Origin of the sequence: Streptomyces sp. NBC_01217 (assembly GCF_035994185.1) — a bacterium.
Classification (GTDB): Bacteria; Actinomycetota; Actinomycetes; order Streptomycetales; family Streptomycetaceae; genus Streptomyces.
This window is the reverse complement of sequence record NZ_CP108538.1, coordinates 1,165,117-1,182,071: the sequence shown is the minus strand read 5'-3', so window position 1 is coordinate 1,182,071 and position 16,955 is coordinate 1,165,117. Positions and strand designations below refer to the sequence as shown.

The following is a 16,955-nucleotide window of genomic DNA, read 5'->3' as shown; positions in this document are numbered from 1 at the left end:
GTACGCGCGCCCGGTCCGGCCCGCGGCGGCCCGACCGGGTGAGCGGGGTGCGGAAGCGGGCCGCAGGGGTCAGTCGCGGGGCCGGGCGGTGCTGCTGCGTACCACCAGATTCGTAGCGAGGTCGACCCGGGTGGTCGCGGGCCGGTCGCCCCGGCCGAGGTCGAGGACCAGCCGGGCCGCCGTCTCGGCCATCTCGATGAGCGGCTGGCGCACCGTGGTCAGCGGCGGCCCGATCCACCGGGTGAGCGGCAGATCGTCGAACCCGACGACGCTGAGGTCCTCCGGGATGCGCAGCCCCAGCTCGCGGGCTGCCTCGTAGATGCCGAGGGCCTGGAGATCGTTGCCCGCGAACAGGGCGGTGGGCGGCTCGGGCAGTTGCAGGAGTTCGAGACCGGCCGCGTAACCGTCCTCGTGGTGGAACTCGCCCTCCCGGATCAGCTCCGGATCGAAGGGCAGGCCCGCGGTCTCCAGTGCCGCCCGGTAGCCGTCGACGCGGGCGCGGCTGCACATCATGCGGGACGGGCCGCTGACGACGCCGATCCGACGGTGTCCGAGCCCGGTCAGATGGCGGGTGGCCGCCAGCCCGCCCTGCCAGTTGGTGGTCCCGACCGACGGCACGTCGTCACCCGGGTCGCCCGCCGGGTCGACCACGGCGTACGGGATGTTGCGGCTGGTCAGCTGGGCGCGCTGGGCGGCCGTCAGGTCCGAGAGCACCAGGATCACCCCGACCGGCCGACGGGCCAGCACGCCGTCCACCCAGGTCTGCCCCGGGGTCAGCCGGCCGGCGCTCTCGGAGAGCACCAGACTCAGCCCTTCCTCCCGGGCGACGTTCTCCACCCCGCGGACGACCTCCATGGCCCAGGCGCTGTCCAGCTCGTGGAAGACCAGGTCGATCAGCTGGGACTGCGCCGTGGAGCCGCGCCTGCGGCGGTAGCCGTGGAGCAGCAGCAGCTCCTCCACCCTGGTGCGCGTGGCCGGGGCGACGTCGGCGCGTCCGTTCAGCACCTTCGAAACTGTCGGAGCCGAGACTCCGGCGGCCCGGGCGATTTCAGCCAGCGTGGCACCGCCTTCCGGCGACTCGCCGATTGGCGTCTTCTCCTGTTGGGGATGGACCTTTGCGGGGCTCATGCAGGAATCCTAGCCTCCCGCCGCCTTGGCAGGGTCAGTCGGCTCCGCTTGGAAAATACCTCGCCACACCTCTTGACGCGCCCGAAACGCGATCGTACGGTTCCGGCAACATTCGAGCGAATCTCCGAAACATTCGACAGAGGTGCGGTCATGCGGTCGGGCATTTTTACTCACGGTACGCGAACAGCGAGATGGACTGCGGCGGGTGCGGCCATGGTCATGGCTGGGCTGCTTGCCGGCTGCGGCTCCGGCGGGGCCGGTGGCAGCGACAGCGGCACCATCACCGCCTACGTGTACGGGGATGACGCGGTCAAGGTTCAGCAGGCCGCGGTCAACGACTTCAACAAGACCTCCAAGGTCAAGGTCAAGCTGGTGTCGGTCCCCGGCACCGACTACGTGAACAAGCTCCGCAGCTCCATGGGCTCGCCCAGCGCTCCGGACGTCTTCTTCAACTGGGGCGGCGGCTCCATCAAGCCGTACGTCGACGCCAAGCAGCTGGTCGACCTCAGCGACACGGTCAAGAACGACCCCACGCTGAAGGACGGCTTCCTCCCGTCGATCATGGCGGCGGGCAGCCTCGACGGGAAGATCTACGGGGTGCCGATGCGCGGCATGCAGCCCGTGATGCTCTTCTACAACAAGACGCTCTTCGCCGAGAACAACCTCCAGGCCCCCAAGACCTGGGAGGACCTGCAGAAGGCCATCACCACCTTCAAGGGCAAGGGCATCACCCCCTTCGCGCTCGGCGGCTCCGACAAGTGGCCCGAGCTGATGTGGATGGAGTACCTGCTGGACCGGGTCGGCGGCCCCGACGTCTTCCGGAAGATCCAGGACGGCGACACCTCCGGCTGGGGCGACCCGGCGGTCCTCAAGGCGGCCCAGACCGTCAAGGAGCTCGTCGACGAGGGCGCGTTCGGCAAGAACTTCAACTCGGTCGACTACGGCAACGGCGGCGCCCCCACCCTCCTCAACAAGGGCAAGGCCGCCATGCACCTGATGGGTTCGTGGGAGTACTCGACCCAGCTGGGCAAGGCGCCCGAGTTCGCCAAGAAGGACCTCGGCTGGACCGCCTTCCCGACGGTGGCCGGCGGCGTCGGCGACGCGGCGAACGTGGTGGGCAACCCCACCAACTACTGGTCCGTCAACGCCCGCACGAAGCACAAGGACGCCGCGATCGCCTTCCTGAAGACGATGGCGTCCGAGAAGTACGCCAAGGCTCTGGTGGACAACGGTGACATCCCCACCACCTCCAACGCCGAGTCGATGCTGAGCACCTCGCCCAACCCGCAGTTCGCCGCCGACCAGTACCAGATGGTCCAGAAGGCCCCGAGCTTCACGCTCTCGTGGGACCAGGCGCTGGAGTCCCAGTACGCCACCCCGCTGCTCACCGAGATCAGCAAGCTGTTCGCCGGAAAGTCCACCCCTGAGCAGTTCGTCGCAGCAATGAAGGCCGTCAAGTAAAAATGTCCCACCACACTCCGCACACGAAGACGAGCGGAAGGGGCAAGGCGGCCGTCGGCAACGTCGGCCGCCCGCCGGTCGGCTGGGCCGTACCCGGCATTCTCTTCTTCGCCGTCTTCGCGATCGTCCCGCTGGCGATCGCCGTGTACCTCTCGTTCTGCAAGTGGGACGGGCTCAACTCCCCGACCCCGGCCGGCCTGGAGAACTGGACCCGGCTGTTCAAGGACCCCGAGTTCCGGCAGGCCGCCTGGCTGAGCCTGGTGCTCACCGCCGTCAGCTGGGCCTTCCAGACCCCCGTGGCCCTGCTGCTCGGTGTCTGGGCGGCGGGCCGGCAGCGCAGCAGGACCGTGCTCTCAGCGATCTTCTTCATCCCGCTGCTGCTCTCCACCACCGCGATCGCGATGCTCTTCCACGCCCTGCTGGACCCCAACTTCGGCGTGATCAAGGAGATCGGCCCCTGGTTCGGGATCGACCCGAACATCATGGGCTCGTCCACCGGGGCGCTGCTCACCGTGGCGTTCGTCGGCGGCTGGCAGTTCATGCCCTTCCACACCCTGATCTACCAGGGCGGAACACGGCAGATCCCGGAAGTCCTCTACCAGGCGGCCGCCATCGACGGCGCCGGCATGGTGCGGCAGTTCTTCCACATCACGCTGCCGCAGCTGCGCAACACCGTGACGACCTCTTCGGTCCTGATGATCGTCGGCTCGCTCACCTACTTCGACACCGTGCTGATCATGACCAAGGGCGGTCCCGGCACGGACACCACGGTCCTGCCCTATCTGATGTACCGGACCGGATTCCAGACCTACGACCTGGGCTACGCGGCGGCCATCGCCACCGCCCTCGTCGTCGTGGCCACCGGCCTGTCCTTGATTCTCGTCCGCTTCAGCGGCTTCGGGAACATGCGCTCCACCCGGGAAGGTATGTGACGCGATGTCATACGACACCCGCTCCGCGGCCCCGGCGATGACACACCCCGTCCGCCGCCCCGCAGGCTCCCGCCGCCGCTGGAGGCCGCGCGGCAACCCGGTGGCCGGACTGGGCTCGCTGATCTGGCTGGTCATCGTGATCGTGCCGATCTACACGCTGATCTCCTCGTCGCTGATGCACCAGGACGAGGCGCTCAACGGCGATCCGCTGGCCTTCCCGACGAATCCGACGCTCGACAACTACAACACCGTGCTGCACAGCGGCTTCCTCTCGATGCTGGGCAACACCGCGATCGTCGCTGTGGCCACCGTGGCCATCGTGCTGGTGCTCTCGGTGCCGGTCGCCTACGTGGCGGTACGCACCCGCGGCCGTCTCTCGTCGCTCGCCTTCCGGACCTTCCTGCTCGGCGTGGCGATCCCGGCGCAGGCGGTGATCGTGCCGCTCTATCTGCTGATCGGCAAGATGGGGCTCTACGACACCCTGCCCGCGATCATCCTGCCGACCGCCGCCTTCGCGATGCCCGTCGCCGTGCTGGTGCTCAGCGGCACCATGCGCGATGTGTCCGAGGAGATGTACGAGGCGATGGCGCTCGACGGTGCCACGCCCGTACGGATGCTGCTGCAGCTGGCCGTCCCGATGTCCAGGGCGGGCATCAGCACGGTCGCGATCTACACCGCGCTCCAGGCCTGGAACGGCTTCCTCTTCCCGCTGATCCTGACGCAGTCGGAGGAGAACCGCGTACTGACCCTCGGCCTGTTCAACTTCATGACCCAGTTCGGAGTGAACATTCCCGCCGTGCTGGCAGCGATCGTCCTCTCCGTGGTGCCCATCTTCGCCGTGTACCTCGTGGCACGGCGGGCGCTGATCAACGGCCTGATGGGGGTGGGCGGCAAGTAGCACTCCCACGCCGCCCCGTACCACCGCATTCACGAGAGGAACCCCTGCCGCCATGGCAATCCACCCTGTCCCGCATGCCCGTCAGGCCGAACCCGCTGCCGCAGTCGACGGCCCCTGGCGCGACCCTTCGCTCGCCCCCGAGGAGCGGGTGGCCGATCTCGTCGCCCGGATGACCCTGGAGGAGAAGGCCGCCCAGCTGTACGGAATCTGGGTGGGCGCCGACGCCGAAGGCGACGGAGTCGCACCGCACCAGAACGACATGGTCGACCCGGTCGACTGGGAGGACCTCATCTCCCGCGGACTCGGCCAGCTGACCCGGCCGTTCGGCACCGCACCGGTCGACCCCGGCGTCGGAGCGGTCGCACTGGCCCGCGCCCAGAGCCGGATCACCGAGGCCGGCCGGTTCGGCATCCCCGCCCTCGCCCACGAGGAGTGCCTGGCGGGCTTCACCGCATGGGGCGCCACCGCCTACCCCGTACCGCTTTCGTGGGGTGCGTCCTGGGACCCGGAGCTGGTGGCCGAGATGGCCCGGCGGATCGGCCGCGACATGCGGTCGGTGGGCATCCACCAAGGACTGGCCCCCGTCCTCGACGTGGTCCGCGACCTGCGCTGGGGACGCGTCGAGGAGACCATCGGCGAGGACCCGTACCTCGTCGCCACGATCGCCACCGCCTACGTCCGCGGCCTGGAGTCCACCGGCATCGTCGCCACCCTCAAGCACTTCGCCGGGTACGCGGCATCGGCGGGCGCCCGCAACCTCGCACCGGTCCGGGCCGGGGCGCGCGAGATGGCCGACATCACCCTCCCGCCCTTCGAGATGGCGCTGCGCGAAGGCGGCGCCCGTTCGGTGATGCACTCCTACGCGGAGATCGACGGCGTGCCCGTGGCGGCCGACCCGGCCCTGCTCACCGGACTCCTCCGGGACACCTGGGGCTTCACCGGCACCGTCGTCGCCGACTACTTCGGCATCGGCTTCCTGGAGACCCTGCACAAGGTCGCCGCCGACCGCGCCGACGCGGCACGCCTCGCGCTGAGCGCCGGGGTCGACGTGGAACTGCCCACCGTCCGCAGCTACGGCGAGGTGCTCGTGAGCGCCGTACGGGACGGCGTCGTCGCCGAGGAGCTGGTCGACCGGGCGTTGCACCGGGTACTGCTCCAGAAGTGCGAACTGGGACTGCTCGACCCCGACTGGACCCCGCTGCCGGCCACGATTTCCGGCACCGACCCCGAGCAGGCCCGCGCGACGGTGGACCTCGACGCGCCGGAGAACCGGGCCCTGGCCCGGAAGCTGGCGGAAGAGGCGGTCGTGCTGCTCGCCAACCCCTCCGGCGCGCTCCCGCTGCGCGGCGACGGCCGGATCGCTGTCGTCGGCCCGCGCGCCGACGACGCACTGGCCATGCTCGGCTGTTACTCCTTCCCCAGCCATGTCGGTGTCTCGCACCCCGAGGTGCCGATGGGGATCGACATCCCGACCGTGCTCCAGTCGCTGCGTGAGGAGTTCCCCGGGGCGAAGCTCTCCTCGGCACAGGGCTGCGAGGTGGACGGCACGGACACCTCCGGCATCGAGGCCGCCGTGGAGCTCGCGCGGGACGCCGATGTCTGCGTCGCCGTGCTCGGCGACCGGGCCGGACTGTTCGGCCGCGGCACCTCCGGTGAGGGCTGCGACGCCGCCGACCTGTCCCTGCCCGGTGTTCAGGGCGAGCTGCTGGACGCGCTGCTGGCCACGGGGAAGCCGGTGGTCCTGGTCCTGCTGACGGGACGTCCGTACGCGCTGGGCCGCTGGGCCGACCGTACGGCCGCCACCGTGCAGGCGTTCTTCCCCGGCGAGGAGGGCGGTCCGGCGCTGGCCGGTGTGCTCTCCGGGCGGGTCAACCCCTCCGGGCGGCTGCCCGTCAGCGTCCCGCACGCTCCGGGCGGCCAGCCGTGGACCTACCTCCAGCCGCCGCTGGGCCTGGCGAACGGTGTCAGCAACATCGACCCGACGCCGCTCCACCCCTTCGGCCACGGACTCTCTTACACCAGCTTCTCCTGGGAGCCCGGCGAGAGCGTTCCGGCCGAGATCCCCACCGACGGATCCGCCGACATCGAGGTCACCGTCCGCAACACCGGTGACCGAGACGGCGCCGAGGTCGTGCAGCTGTACGTCCACGACCCGGTCGCCCAGACCACCCGTCCGCAGGCGCGGCTCATCGGGTACGCCCGGGTGCAGCTGGCCGCCGGGCAGGCCCGCAAGGTCAGCTTCCGGTTCCACGCCGATCTGGTGTCCTTCACCGGCATCGGCGGCCGACGGATCGTCGAGCCCGGCGATCTGGAACTGCGGCTCGCCGCATCGAGTGCCGTCTCCGACATCCGGCAGACGGTACGGCTGAAGCTCACCGGCCCCGAGCGCACGGTCGATCACCGTCGCCGGCTGGTCTGCGAAAGCACTGTCGAGGAGGCGGCGCAGGACCCGGCCCCGGCCGGGATCTGACGCACCGCCCTTCCTCCGTTCCGAGAGCCTCCCCGCGGAATCTCGGCCTCCCCGCCGGCTGTGCGGGGAGGCTCTCGAAACTTTCGAAATCTCCACTTCGCATCCTCAACTGCACGTCGTATCCGCATACGTCGCACGCGCCGGCCCCGGTCAGGGAGGGGCGTGTTCAACGAAGGGATCTGTCATGCGCAAGGCAACTCGGGCACTTGTTGTCGGCACCGCCGCCGCGACCCTGCTCGTCTCCACCCTCACCCTCAGCGCCTCCGCCAGCCCCGAGCAGTCGGGCCACCGGAGCAAGCCGAAGGGCGATGCCGCAGCCACCCTCGCGGGGCTAGGCAAGCGGGCCGATCTGCGCATCGGAACGGCCGTCGACATGTCCGCGCTGGCCACCGACGCTCCCTACCGGGCCAAGGTCGCGGGGGAGTTCTCCTCGGTCACCCCGGAGAACGCCATGAAGTGGGAGGCCGTCGAACCGCAGCGCGGCACCTACGACTGGGCAGCGGCCGACGACCTGGTCGACTTCGCCCGCGACCACGGCCAGCTCGTCCGCGGCCACACGCTCGTCTGGCACAGCCAGCTCCCGTCCTGGCTGAACAACGGCGACTTCACCCCCGATGAGCTGCGCGCCATCCTGCGCAAGCACATCACCGACGAGGTCGGCCACTTCAAGGGCAGGATCTGGCAGTGGGACGTCGTCAACGAGGCCTTCAACGACGACGGCACCCTGCGCGACAGCATCTGGCTGCGGAAGCTCGGCCCCGGCTACATCGCCGACGCCTTCCGCTGGGCCCACCAGGCCGACCCCAAGGCCAAACTCTTCATCAACGACTACAACATCGAGGGCGTCAACGCGAAGAGCACCGCCCTCCACGACCTCGTCGTGCAGCTGCGCAAGCAGCACGTCCCGGTCGACGGCGTCGGCATCCAGGGCCACCTGGGCGTCCAGTACAGCGCCCCGCACGACATCGCCGACAACATGAAGCGCTTCGACGACCTCGGCCTGGAGACCGCGATCACCGAGGCGGACGTCCGCATCCCGATGCCGGTCGACAGCACCGAGCTGGAGGCACAGGCCGAGGGCTACGACGTACTGCTGCGCGGCTGCCTGCTCACCCGCCACTGCACCGACTTCACCGTCTGGGGCTTCACCGACAAGTACTCCTGGGTGCCGTCCACCTTCGAGGGCCAGGGCGCGGCGAACATCTTCGACGAGAACTACGTCGCCAAGCCCGCGTACAAGGCCATGAGCCAGGACCTGAAGCTCGCCGCGGGCCGGGACTGAGTGCGCGCGACGAAGGGGTGCACGGACAAGGCATCGCGATGACGAACAGCCTCCGGATCACCGGAGTGAGGATCACCCCGGTCGCCTTCCGCGACCCCGCGCTGCTCAACGCCGTGGGCGTGCACGAACCGTTCGCGCTACGGGCGATCGTCGAGGTCGACACCGACCAGGGCCTCGTCGGCCTCGGCGAGACCTATGCCGACGAAGGACATCTGCGCCGACTCCGGGCCGCCGCGGACGCCCTCGTGGGGATGGACGTGTACGCACTGGGCGAGATGCACCGCGCGGTGGCCCGGGTCCTGAGCCACGACAGCGGAGCGGGCGGCACCGGACTGACCGGGATGATCACCACCAGCAGCGCAACGGACCGGGTGTTCTCCCCGTTCGAGGTGGCCTGCCTGGACCTTCAGGGAAAGGCGGCCGGCCGGCCGGTCAGCGATCTGCTCGGCGGCGCGGTACGGGACTCCGTACCGTTCAGCGCCTATCTCTTCTACAAGTGGGCCGGACATCCCGGGGCCGAGCCCGACGGCTGGGGCGAGGCGCTAGGCCCGGAGGCGATCGTCGCCCAGGCACGACGCATGATCACCGAGTACGGCTTCACCGCGATCAAGCTCAAGGGCGGTGTACGGCCGCCCGAAGAGGAGACCGAGGCGGTCCTGGCCCTGCGCGAGGCCTTCCCCGGAGTGCCGCTGCGGCTCGACCCCAACGCGGCATGGGGCGTGGAGACCTCGGTCGCAGTGGCCCGCCGGCTGGAGGGCGTCCTGGAATACCTGGAGGACCCGACGCCCGGACTGGACGGCATGGCACAGGTCGCGCGGGAGACCCCGATCCCGCTCGCCACCAACATGTGCGTCGTCGCCTTCGAACACCTGGCGCCCGCGGTGGCACAGCGTTCGGTGCAGGTGGTGCTCTCCGACCACCACTACTGGGGCGGTCTGCACCGCTCCAGGCTGCTCTCCGGAATCTGCGACACCTTCTCCCTGGGGCTGTCGATGCACTCCAACTCGCATCTGGGGATCAGCCTGGCCGCGATGACCCACCTGGCGGCCGCCACACCGAACCTCACCTACGCCTGTGACACCCACTGGCCGTGGAAGACCGAGGAGGTCGTGGAGGAGGGCGCACTCGCCTTCGCCGACGGGTCCGTGCGGGTTCCCAAGGGCCCGGGGCTCGGCGTCACGCTCGACCGGGACGCGCTCGCCCGGCTCCACGAGCAGTACCTCACCTGCGGTCTGCGCGACCGGGACGACACCGGCTACATGCGCCGCATCGACCCCGCCTACGAGAAGAAGACCCCCCGTTGGTGAATCCGGCCCCCGGCCGTGTCCCACGACGCAGGAAGGAGCTTTTATGGCCCCGCTCGACTGGGTCGCCCTGGGCGGCTATTTCCTGGTGATGCTGCTCATCGGCCTCTGGTCGCACCGGCGCGTCGGTGATGTGAGCGACTACTTCACCGGTGGCGGCCGGATGCCCTGGTGGCTGTCCGGCATCTCCCACCACATGTCCGGGTACAGCGCCGCGGTGTTCGTCGCCTACGCGGCCATCGCCTACAGCTACGGAATCACCGTCTACGTATGGGCGTTCCTGCCGCTCGCGCTGGGAACCGCGGTGGGCGCCTGGCTGTTCGCCCCGCGCTGGAACCGGCTGCGGCAGCGTTACGCGGTCGCCTCGCCGCTGGAGTCCCTGGCCAAGCGGTACAACGTACCCACTCAGCAGGCGCTCGCCTGGAGCGGGGCACTGCTGAAGGTGTTCGACGTGGCCGCCAAGTGGGCGTCGGTGGCCGTTCTGCTCAATGTGTTCAACGGGATGTCGATGACGGCCGGCATCCTGATCACCGGCATCGTCACCCTGCTGTACTGCACCGTGGGCGGTCTGTGGGCCGACGCCCTCACCGACTTCGGGCAGTTCGTCATCCAGGGCGTCGCGGCGCTCGCCATGGTCTGGGTGGTCCTGGACCGGCTCGGCGACGGCATCGCGGGCCTCGGCACCATCTGGCACCGGCTGCCCGAGGGGCACGGCCACCCGCTGGTCGGTCCGTACACCGCGACGTTCCTCGGCGCGTACGTCGTCGTGAAGCTCTTCGAGTACAACGGCGGCATGTGGAACCTGGCCCAGCGCTACATGGCCACGGACACCCCGAAGGCCGCCCGCCGTTCGGCCGGGCTCTCCGCGCTGCTGTACGTGGTGTGGCCGGCGGTGCTGCTGTTCCCGCCCGTCGCCGCGGCCGTGCTGCTGCCGGACGTGGCCGACCCGCAGAAGATCTACGCGCTGATGGCGGAGTCGTACCTGCCCGCCGGACTGGTGGGGCTGACCCTGGCGGGGATGTTCTCGCACACCATGGCCATGGCCTCCTCGGACGCCAACGCCGTGTCCGCGGTCGTCACCCGCGACATCATCCCCGCGGTCGTGCGCGGCGCCAGGAACCCGGCTCCGGCGACCGGGCTGCTCATCGCCCGGGTGTGCACGGTCGTCTTCATCACCATCAGCATGGTCGTCGCCATCGAGGCGGATCACTTCGGCGGGGTGCTGGGCATCATCGTCGGCCTGGTCGCGGCCGTGATGGGTCCGATCTCCATCCCGATGCTGCTCGGCCTGCTGCCCCTCTTCCACAAGTGCGGGCCCAGGGCCGCCCTGTCCTCCTGGGCGCTGGGGCTGCTGGGCGCTGGGGCTGCTGGGCTACGGCCTGGTGAGGTTCGTGCTTGAGAGCACGGACCAGACCGTCATCATCGTGACCCCACTGGTGATTTCGCTTGTGGTGTACGTCGCTGTCGGCCTGCTCCTCCCGGAGGCCGACGACACGGCCGACGCGATCGTGGCCGCGGTGTCGCCCTCACCGGGCGGTGACGGCGACATGACGGCGGCTCCGGTGCCTCAGCCGGCCGTGCCCGGCGCGGTGGACTGACAGGGCGCACTCCAAGACGCCAAGGAACAACTCGTCAAGGCACACACGCGACCCATTTGTCATGCGTGTGAACAAATATGGGAGAGCAGTATGGACAAGCACTTCCCGCAACAACACACCAGTCGCAGAGCGATTCTCGGTGCCGGACTCGGCCTCGCAGCCGTCACGGCCACCCCCCTCGGCTCCCTTCTCGGCCTGTCCGGCGAAGCCTCGGCAGCCGTGCCGGGCGGCACCGTCCGGCCCACCGACCCGGGCGCGTACATCTCGTTCACCCACCGCTCCGGCAGCTTCCCGCTGGTCAGGGGCGGGCGGGCGGCCCCGGTCGTGGTCAGTGACAGCGACCACGCGGGCGTCGTCCGGGTGGCAGGTGACCTCCGGGCCGATATCGAGCGCGTCACCGGTGTCCGCCCCGCCCTCTCGCAGGGTGCGATACCGAAGGCCCGCGAGATCGTCCTCGTCGGCACCGTCGGCCACAGCCCGCTGATCGACGGACTCGTCGCCGCGGGCAGACTGAACGTCTCCGGCATCGCCGGTAGGTGGGAGACCAGCCTCCAGACCGTGGTGGAGAAGCCGCTCCCCGGAGTCGACCGGGCCTTCGTGATCGCGGGCAGCGACCAGCGGGGCACCATCTACGGCGCGTACGACGTCTCCCGGGGCATCGGCGTCTCGCCCTGGTACTGGTGGGACGACGTGCCCCCCGTACACCGTGACGAGATCCACGTCCTGCCCGGCCGGCACACCCAGGGCACCCCCGCCGTGAAGTACCGCGGGTTCTTCATCAACGACGAGAACCCGGCGCTCGGCACCTGGGCCCCGGCCTTCTTCGGCCCCGGCAAGGCCCCCGGCTTCGACGGCGGCTTCAACGCCGATTTCTACGCCAAGATCTTCGAGGTCATGCTCCGGCTCAAGGCCAACTACCTGTGGCCTGCCGTCTGGGGCCGTGCCTTCGCCGAGGACGATCCGCTGAACCACGCCACCGCGAAGGCGTACGGCGTCGTCATGGGCACCTCGCACGAGGCGCCCATGATGCGCGGCATCGAGGAGTGGAACCGGCATGCGGTCGCCGCCGTGCGCGACAGCGCGGGCAACATCACCACCCCCGGCCACGACCCCTACGGCGGCACCGGCGAGTGGTCCTTCCGCCGCAACGCCGAAGCCATCAAGGCCTACTGGGCCGACGGCATCCGCCGCATGAAGGAGCAGGACTTCGAGGGCGTCGTCACCCTCGGCATGCGCGGCAACGGCGATGTGAGCCTGCCGGACGGCGACGGCATCGAGCTGATGACCGAGATCATCGCCACCCAGCGCCAGATCCTGGCCGAGGTCTCCGGCAAGGACGTCACCACGATTCCGCAGGTGTGGACCCTCTACAAGGAGGTCCAGCGGTACTGGGACCGCGGCTTGCGGGTGCCCGAGGACGTCACCGTCGTCCTCACCGACGACAACTGGGCCAACATCCGCAAGCTTCCCGACCTCAAGAACGATGCGCGCGAAGGCGGTTACGGCCTCTACTACCACTTCGACTACGTCGGCGTGGGCCGCAACTACAAGTGGGTGGACACCACTTCGCTGCCCAACATGTGGGACCAGCTGCACCAGTCCGCCGCGTACGGGAACCACGGCCTCTGGGTCACCAACGTGGGCGACCTCAAGGGCAACGAGCTGCCCACGCAGTTCTTCCTGGAGTACGCCTGGAATCCGGAGCGCTGGACGCTGGACCGGATCCCGGAGTGGGAGGAGCGGTACGCCCGGCAGAACTTCGGCGAGAAGCAGGCCGCGGACGTGGCCGAGGTGCTGGGTGCGTACGCACGGCTGCAGTCGCGCCGCAAGCCCGAGCTGCTGAACCGGAAGATCACTCTCGATCCCGCCAAGGACCCGGCCAAGGACGCTTCCGCGATCGTCTACGACGACCAGGCCACCCCGTTCAGCATCGTCGACTACCGCGAACTGGAGCGGGTCACCGAGGACTGGCGGCGGCTCGCCGCCGATGCCGAGCGGGTCCGCCGCAAGCTGCCGGCCTCCCTCCAGGACGCCTGGTACGAACTGGTCGGCTACGAGGTGCAGGCCACCGCCAATCTGTATGTGCTGCGCGAGGCCGAGTTCACCAACCTGCACTATGCGGCGCAGGGCCGTGCGCTCACCAATGATCTGGCGGCCGCCGCCGAGGCCCGTCTCGCCGAGGACTTCGCCCTGGCCGACCGCTTCAACAACGAGGTCGCAGGTGGCAAGTGGAAGGGCTTCCAGACCCAGCCGCACATCGACTACGGCGATGTGGCCCGCTACGGTCCGAACGCTCCCTGGCAGCAGCCCGAGATCAACAACGTCGCCATCAAGGACGTGCTCTTCCCCGCAGTCAAGCGCATCGACCTCCCGGCCGGTGCCGAGATGGGCGTCGCCGTCGACGGCTCGGACAAGTGGTGGCCGAACGAGAGCGGCCCGGCCGTACTGCCCGCCTTCAGCCCGTACCAGAGCCAGCCCGCGCAGTACATCGAGGTGTTCAACCGGGGCACCGCCCCGTTCGACTACCGGATCCGTACGGGGGCTTCCTGGCTCGTCGCCGACCGCGTCAGGGGCCGGGTCGACAAGCAGGACCGGGTCACCTTCCGCGTCGACTGGTCACGGGCGCCCGAGGGCGTCACCGAGGTGCCGGTCACGGTCAGCGGACCGGACGGGCGCGAGGTGAGCGTCCGGGCGGTGATCGACCACCCGAAGGTGCCGCGCTCGCAGCTGGAAGGCTTCGTCGAGGCCAACGGGTACGTTTCCATCGAGGCCGACCACTACTCCCGCTCCGTCGGCGGTGGCGGCATCAGCTGGCAGCGCATCCCGGGCATCGGCCGCACCGGCGCGGGCATGGAACCCTTCCCGGTCACCGCGGCCCGGCAGATCCCGGGCGGCGCCGGTCCGCGGCTGGAGTACCGGGTCTCCCTGTTCACGACCGGCCCGGTCACCGTCCACGCCTATCTGGCACCGCGCAACAACGCGCTGGCCTCCGACGGGCTCACGTACGCCGTCTCCTTCGACGACGACGCACCGCAGAAGGTCAACATCACGGCGGTGACGGGCTCCGACGACGGCACGATGAACGTCCAGTGGGCCCGCAACACCTCGGACAACGCCAACGTCACCAGCACGGTGCACCGGATCGGCCGGGCCGGTGTCCATGTGCTGAAATTCTGGATGGTCGACCCGACGGTGGTGCTGCAGAACCTGGTGGTCGACACCGGCGGCCTCAAGCCCAGCTACCTGGGCCCGCCGGAGAGCCTCCGGCTGCACTGAGCCGAGGGGCGGCACGGGCAAGGGGAGAGCAGAGCGATGACGAGTGGTATCGAGGACCGCGACGGACACGCGGCGACCCTGGAGGTGACCCCCGTCGGTACGGAGGTCCGGGTCAGAGGCGTTTCACCGTCGGGAGAGCTCGCACTGGTCTGCACCCCTGCCCGCGCCCGGGAGCTCGCCGCGGCTCTCGCTCTCGCGGCGGACGAGGCCGAGAGCGCGTGGTCGGCACAGCCCGTCACCGTCAGGGCGCGCGAACTGCGCCGGGGCGATGTACGGGAGGGCGACCGGGCCATGACGGTGGAGGGCGTCAGGACCGACGGCACCACCGCCCATGTCACCTGGAAGTCGGGCGCCGGACGCAGCTGGACCCAGGGGTACGACGCGGACGCCGAGATCACGCTGAGGCGTCGCGGCTAGCTCGCACACGGCCGCTCAGCAGCGCGTGAGGCCCATCCCCGGCCGGAGACGGAGCGGGGGTGGGCCTCAGGCACGTCCGCGGCCTTGTACGAGGAGCTTCGTAATTTGACGGGCGTCGTAGTACGGGATGTATCGTACTAACGAGTCCTCCGGGCCCGATTGCCGAGCCCGGCCTTTCCGAGCCCTGATCCTTCCGTACCCATCGAAACGGAGTCCGACGTGAGTGCCCTCTTCGAGCCCTACACCCTGCGGTCGCTCGTCATTCCCAACCGGGTGTGGATGGCGCCCATGTGCCAGTACAGCGCCGAACCCGTGGGGCCGGACGCGGGCGTCCCGACCGACTGGCACTTCGCCCACCTCGCGGCGCGTGCCGTCGGCGGAACCGGGCTCATCCTCACAGAGGCGACGGCTGTCGGCCCCGAGGGCCGGATCAGCCCGGCGGACCTCGGCATCTGGAACGACACCCAGGTGGCCGCCTTCCGCCGGATCACGGACTTCATCAAGGAGCAGGGCTCGGTTCCCGGGATCCAGCTCGCGCACGCCGGTCGCAAGGCCTCGACGGCAGCCCCCTGGCTGGGCGGCGGCCCCGTCGGACCGGACGCGCACGGCTGGACGCCGGTCGCCCCCAGCCCGCTGCCGTTCGACGACGGGTACCCCGTGCCGCACGAGCTGACGGCGGACGAGATCCAGGGCGTCGTGGGGCAGTTCCGCGAGGCCGCCCGCCGCGCGCTGGACGCGGGCTTCGAGGTCGCCGAGGTGCACGGGGCCCACGGATACCTCGTCGGACAGTTCCTCTCCCCGCACAGCAACCGGCGTACGGATGAGTACGGCGGCAGCTTCGACAACCGCATCCGCTTCGCGCTCCAGGTCGTCGACGCGGTACGGGAGGTCTGGCCGGAGGAACTGCCCGTCCTCTTCCGTATCTCCGCGACGGACTGGCTCACGGAGAACGACGAGGACGAGCGCGAGGGCTGGACCGTCGACGAGACCGTACGGCTGGCCAAGGAGCTCCAGGCCCACGGGGTGGACCTGCTGGACGTCTCCAGCGGCGGAAACGCCCCGCGCGCCCGCATCGAGACCGGGCCGGGCTACCAGGTCCCCTTCGCCGAGCGGGTCAAGGCGCAGACCTCGCTCCCGGTTGCGGCCGTGGGCCTGATCACCGAGCCGCAGCAGGCCGAGAAGATCATCACCGAGGGCCGGGCGGACGCCGTCCTGCTCGGGCGCGAGTTGCTGCGGAGCCCGTCGTGGGCCCAGCACGCGGCCCGCGAACTGGGCGGCGCACTGCGCACGCCGGACCAGTACCTCCGCGCGGTCTGACAGCACCGCATCGCACCGGGCCCCCGCCGTACCTTCGGCGGGGGCCCGGTGCGTCAGCGCTGCCGGGCGCGGAAGAGGTCGCGCAGCAGAGCGATCTCCGCCCCGTGGTGCAGCAGTTCCTGATTGACCCACCAGACCGTGTCGATGAACGGATCCTCCGGATCGCTGCCGTGCGGGTAGGTGCTGTGCCCCACCGTGTTCAGCGCCGCGTCGTCGGCACCGATCAGCGCCTCCCGCCAGGCCGTGGCTCCGGCGTCGAACTCCGCGATCGCCCCGGCGGCGTCCGCGGCGACGCGGTAGTCGTCCCGGGTCAGCGAGTGGCTGCCGTTCGTGTGGTCCGCGCGCAGGGCCAGCAGCTCGCTGAGGTGGCTCAGGCGCCACGCGATCGTGGTGAACGGCGGCGGCGTCGGATGCGGCGCCGGCGCAGAGTCGCGCCCCCAGCCGCCCGCACCGGTCAGCACCGTCGCGGCCGGCCCTGGCCCGTCGGCACGCCGTCGGACCGACCAGCAGTCCGGCACCGGCTCCCAGAGATACTCCTCATCGGTCAGCGGCACGACTTCCACGTCCGTGCCGTTGCCGCTGTCCACGACGGGCCCGGCCAAACGACCGGTGAGCCGCTCGCGCGCGAAGTCGAACTGCTGCAGCAGGGGAACCAGACGCGGTGGTGTTGCCAACGGATGCTCCTGTGGGGTGTGGTGGGTCTCGGAATCGGGCCGGCTTGCTCCACCGGACCTTGTCACGGCGTGTGCGACCGCCGCCCCAGGATTTTCCGGAGCCGGAGCCGGAGCCGGAGCCGGAGCCGTGCGGCGGAGACGGCCCCGCAGGCAAGCGAACGTGCCGGTCATGTCTGTCTGCCCGGAGTATCTTTCTAT

The 16,955-nt window shown here is 70.0% G+C and carries 11 protein-coding genes and 1 pseudogene; 10 read left to right on the top strand and 2 right to left on the bottom strand.

Annotation, left to right across the window (positions count from 1 at the left end):
• Positions 1-69: 69 nt before the first annotated feature.
• The gene (locus OG507_RS04975; protein WP_327365905.1) at positions 70-1,128 is read right to left on the bottom strand and encodes a LacI family DNA-binding transcriptional regulator; all 1,059 of its coding nucleotides are present in this window, start codon (positions 1,126-1,128) and stop codon (positions 70-72) included.
• Between the two features lie 213 nt (positions 1,129-1,341).
• On the opposite strand from OG507_RS04975, the gene OG507_RS04970 reads away from it, so the two are divergent.
• The 10 genes and pseudogenes from OG507_RS04970 to OG507_RS04925 all read left to right on the top strand — a co-directional run bounded on the left by OG507_RS04970 (position 1,342) and on the right by OG507_RS04925 (position 16,083).
• Complete coding sequence (locus OG507_RS04970; protein WP_327365904.1) at positions 1,342-2,589, top strand: extracellular solute-binding protein; 1,248 nt, start codon at positions 1,342-1,344, stop codon at positions 2,587-2,589.
• 2 nt (positions 2,590-2,591) lie between these two features.
• Complete coding sequence (locus OG507_RS04965; protein ID WP_327365903.1) at positions 2,592-3,521, top strand: carbohydrate ABC transporter permease; 930 nt, start codon at positions 2,592-2,594, stop codon at positions 3,519-3,521.
• A gap of 4 nt (positions 3,522-3,525) precedes the next feature.
• Positions 3,526-4,419 (top strand): carbohydrate ABC transporter permease, encoded by an 894-nt coding sequence (locus tag OG507_RS04960; protein ID WP_327365902.1) that lies wholly within the window; start codon positions 3,526-3,528, stop codon positions 4,417-4,419.
• A 52-nt stretch (positions 4,420-4,471) separates the two neighbouring features.
• Complete coding sequence (locus OG507_RS04955; protein ID WP_327365901.1) at positions 4,472-6,889, top strand: glycoside hydrolase family 3 N-terminal domain-containing protein; 2,418 nt, start codon at positions 4,472-4,474, stop codon at positions 6,887-6,889.
• A gap of 184 nt (positions 6,890-7,073) precedes the next feature.
• Positions 7,074-8,171, top strand: a complete 1,098-nt coding sequence (locus OG507_RS04950; RefSeq protein WP_327365900.1) for an endo-1,4-beta-xylanase — start codon at positions 7,074-7,076, stop codon at positions 8,169-8,171.
• A gap of 38 nt (positions 8,172-8,209) precedes the next feature.
• Positions 8,210-9,478 carry a glucarate dehydratase family protein gene (locus OG507_RS04945; RefSeq protein WP_327365899.1) on the top strand — a complete coding sequence of 423 codons (1,269 nt, stop codon included), beginning with the start codon at positions 8,210-8,212 and terminating at the stop codon, positions 9,476-9,478.
• Positions 9,479-9,521: 43 nt separating this feature from the next.
• Positions 9,522-11,073 (top strand): annotated as a pseudogene (locus OG507_RS04940) (sodium:solute symporter family protein).
• Positions 11,074-11,163: 90 nt separating this feature from the next.
• Positions 11,164-14,349: a glycosyl hydrolase 115 family protein gene (locus OG507_RS04935; RefSeq protein WP_327365898.1), complete on the top strand. Its 3,186-nt coding sequence runs from the start codon at positions 11,164-11,166 to the stop codon at positions 14,347-14,349.
• 36 nt (positions 14,350-14,385) lie between these two features.
• The gene (locus tag OG507_RS04930) at positions 14,386-14,766 is read left to right on the top strand and encodes a hypothetical protein (protein ID WP_327365897.1); all 381 of its coding nucleotides are present in this window, start codon (positions 14,386-14,388) and stop codon (positions 14,764-14,766) included.
• 219 nt (positions 14,767-14,985) lie between these two features.
• A complete protein-coding gene (locus tag OG507_RS04925; RefSeq protein WP_327365896.1) occupies positions 14,986-16,083 on the top strand; it encodes an NADH:flavin oxidoreductase/NADH oxidase in 1,098 nt (365 codons plus the stop codon).
• A gap of 53 nt (positions 16,084-16,136) precedes the next feature.
• Here OG507_RS04925 and OG507_RS04920 read toward each other — a convergent pair whose 3' ends face one another.
• Positions 16,137-16,757 (bottom strand): DinB family protein, encoded by a 621-nt coding sequence (locus OG507_RS04920; protein WP_327365895.1) that lies wholly within the window; start codon positions 16,755-16,757, stop codon positions 16,137-16,139.
• Between the last annotated feature and the right edge of the window lie 198 nt (positions 16,758-16,955).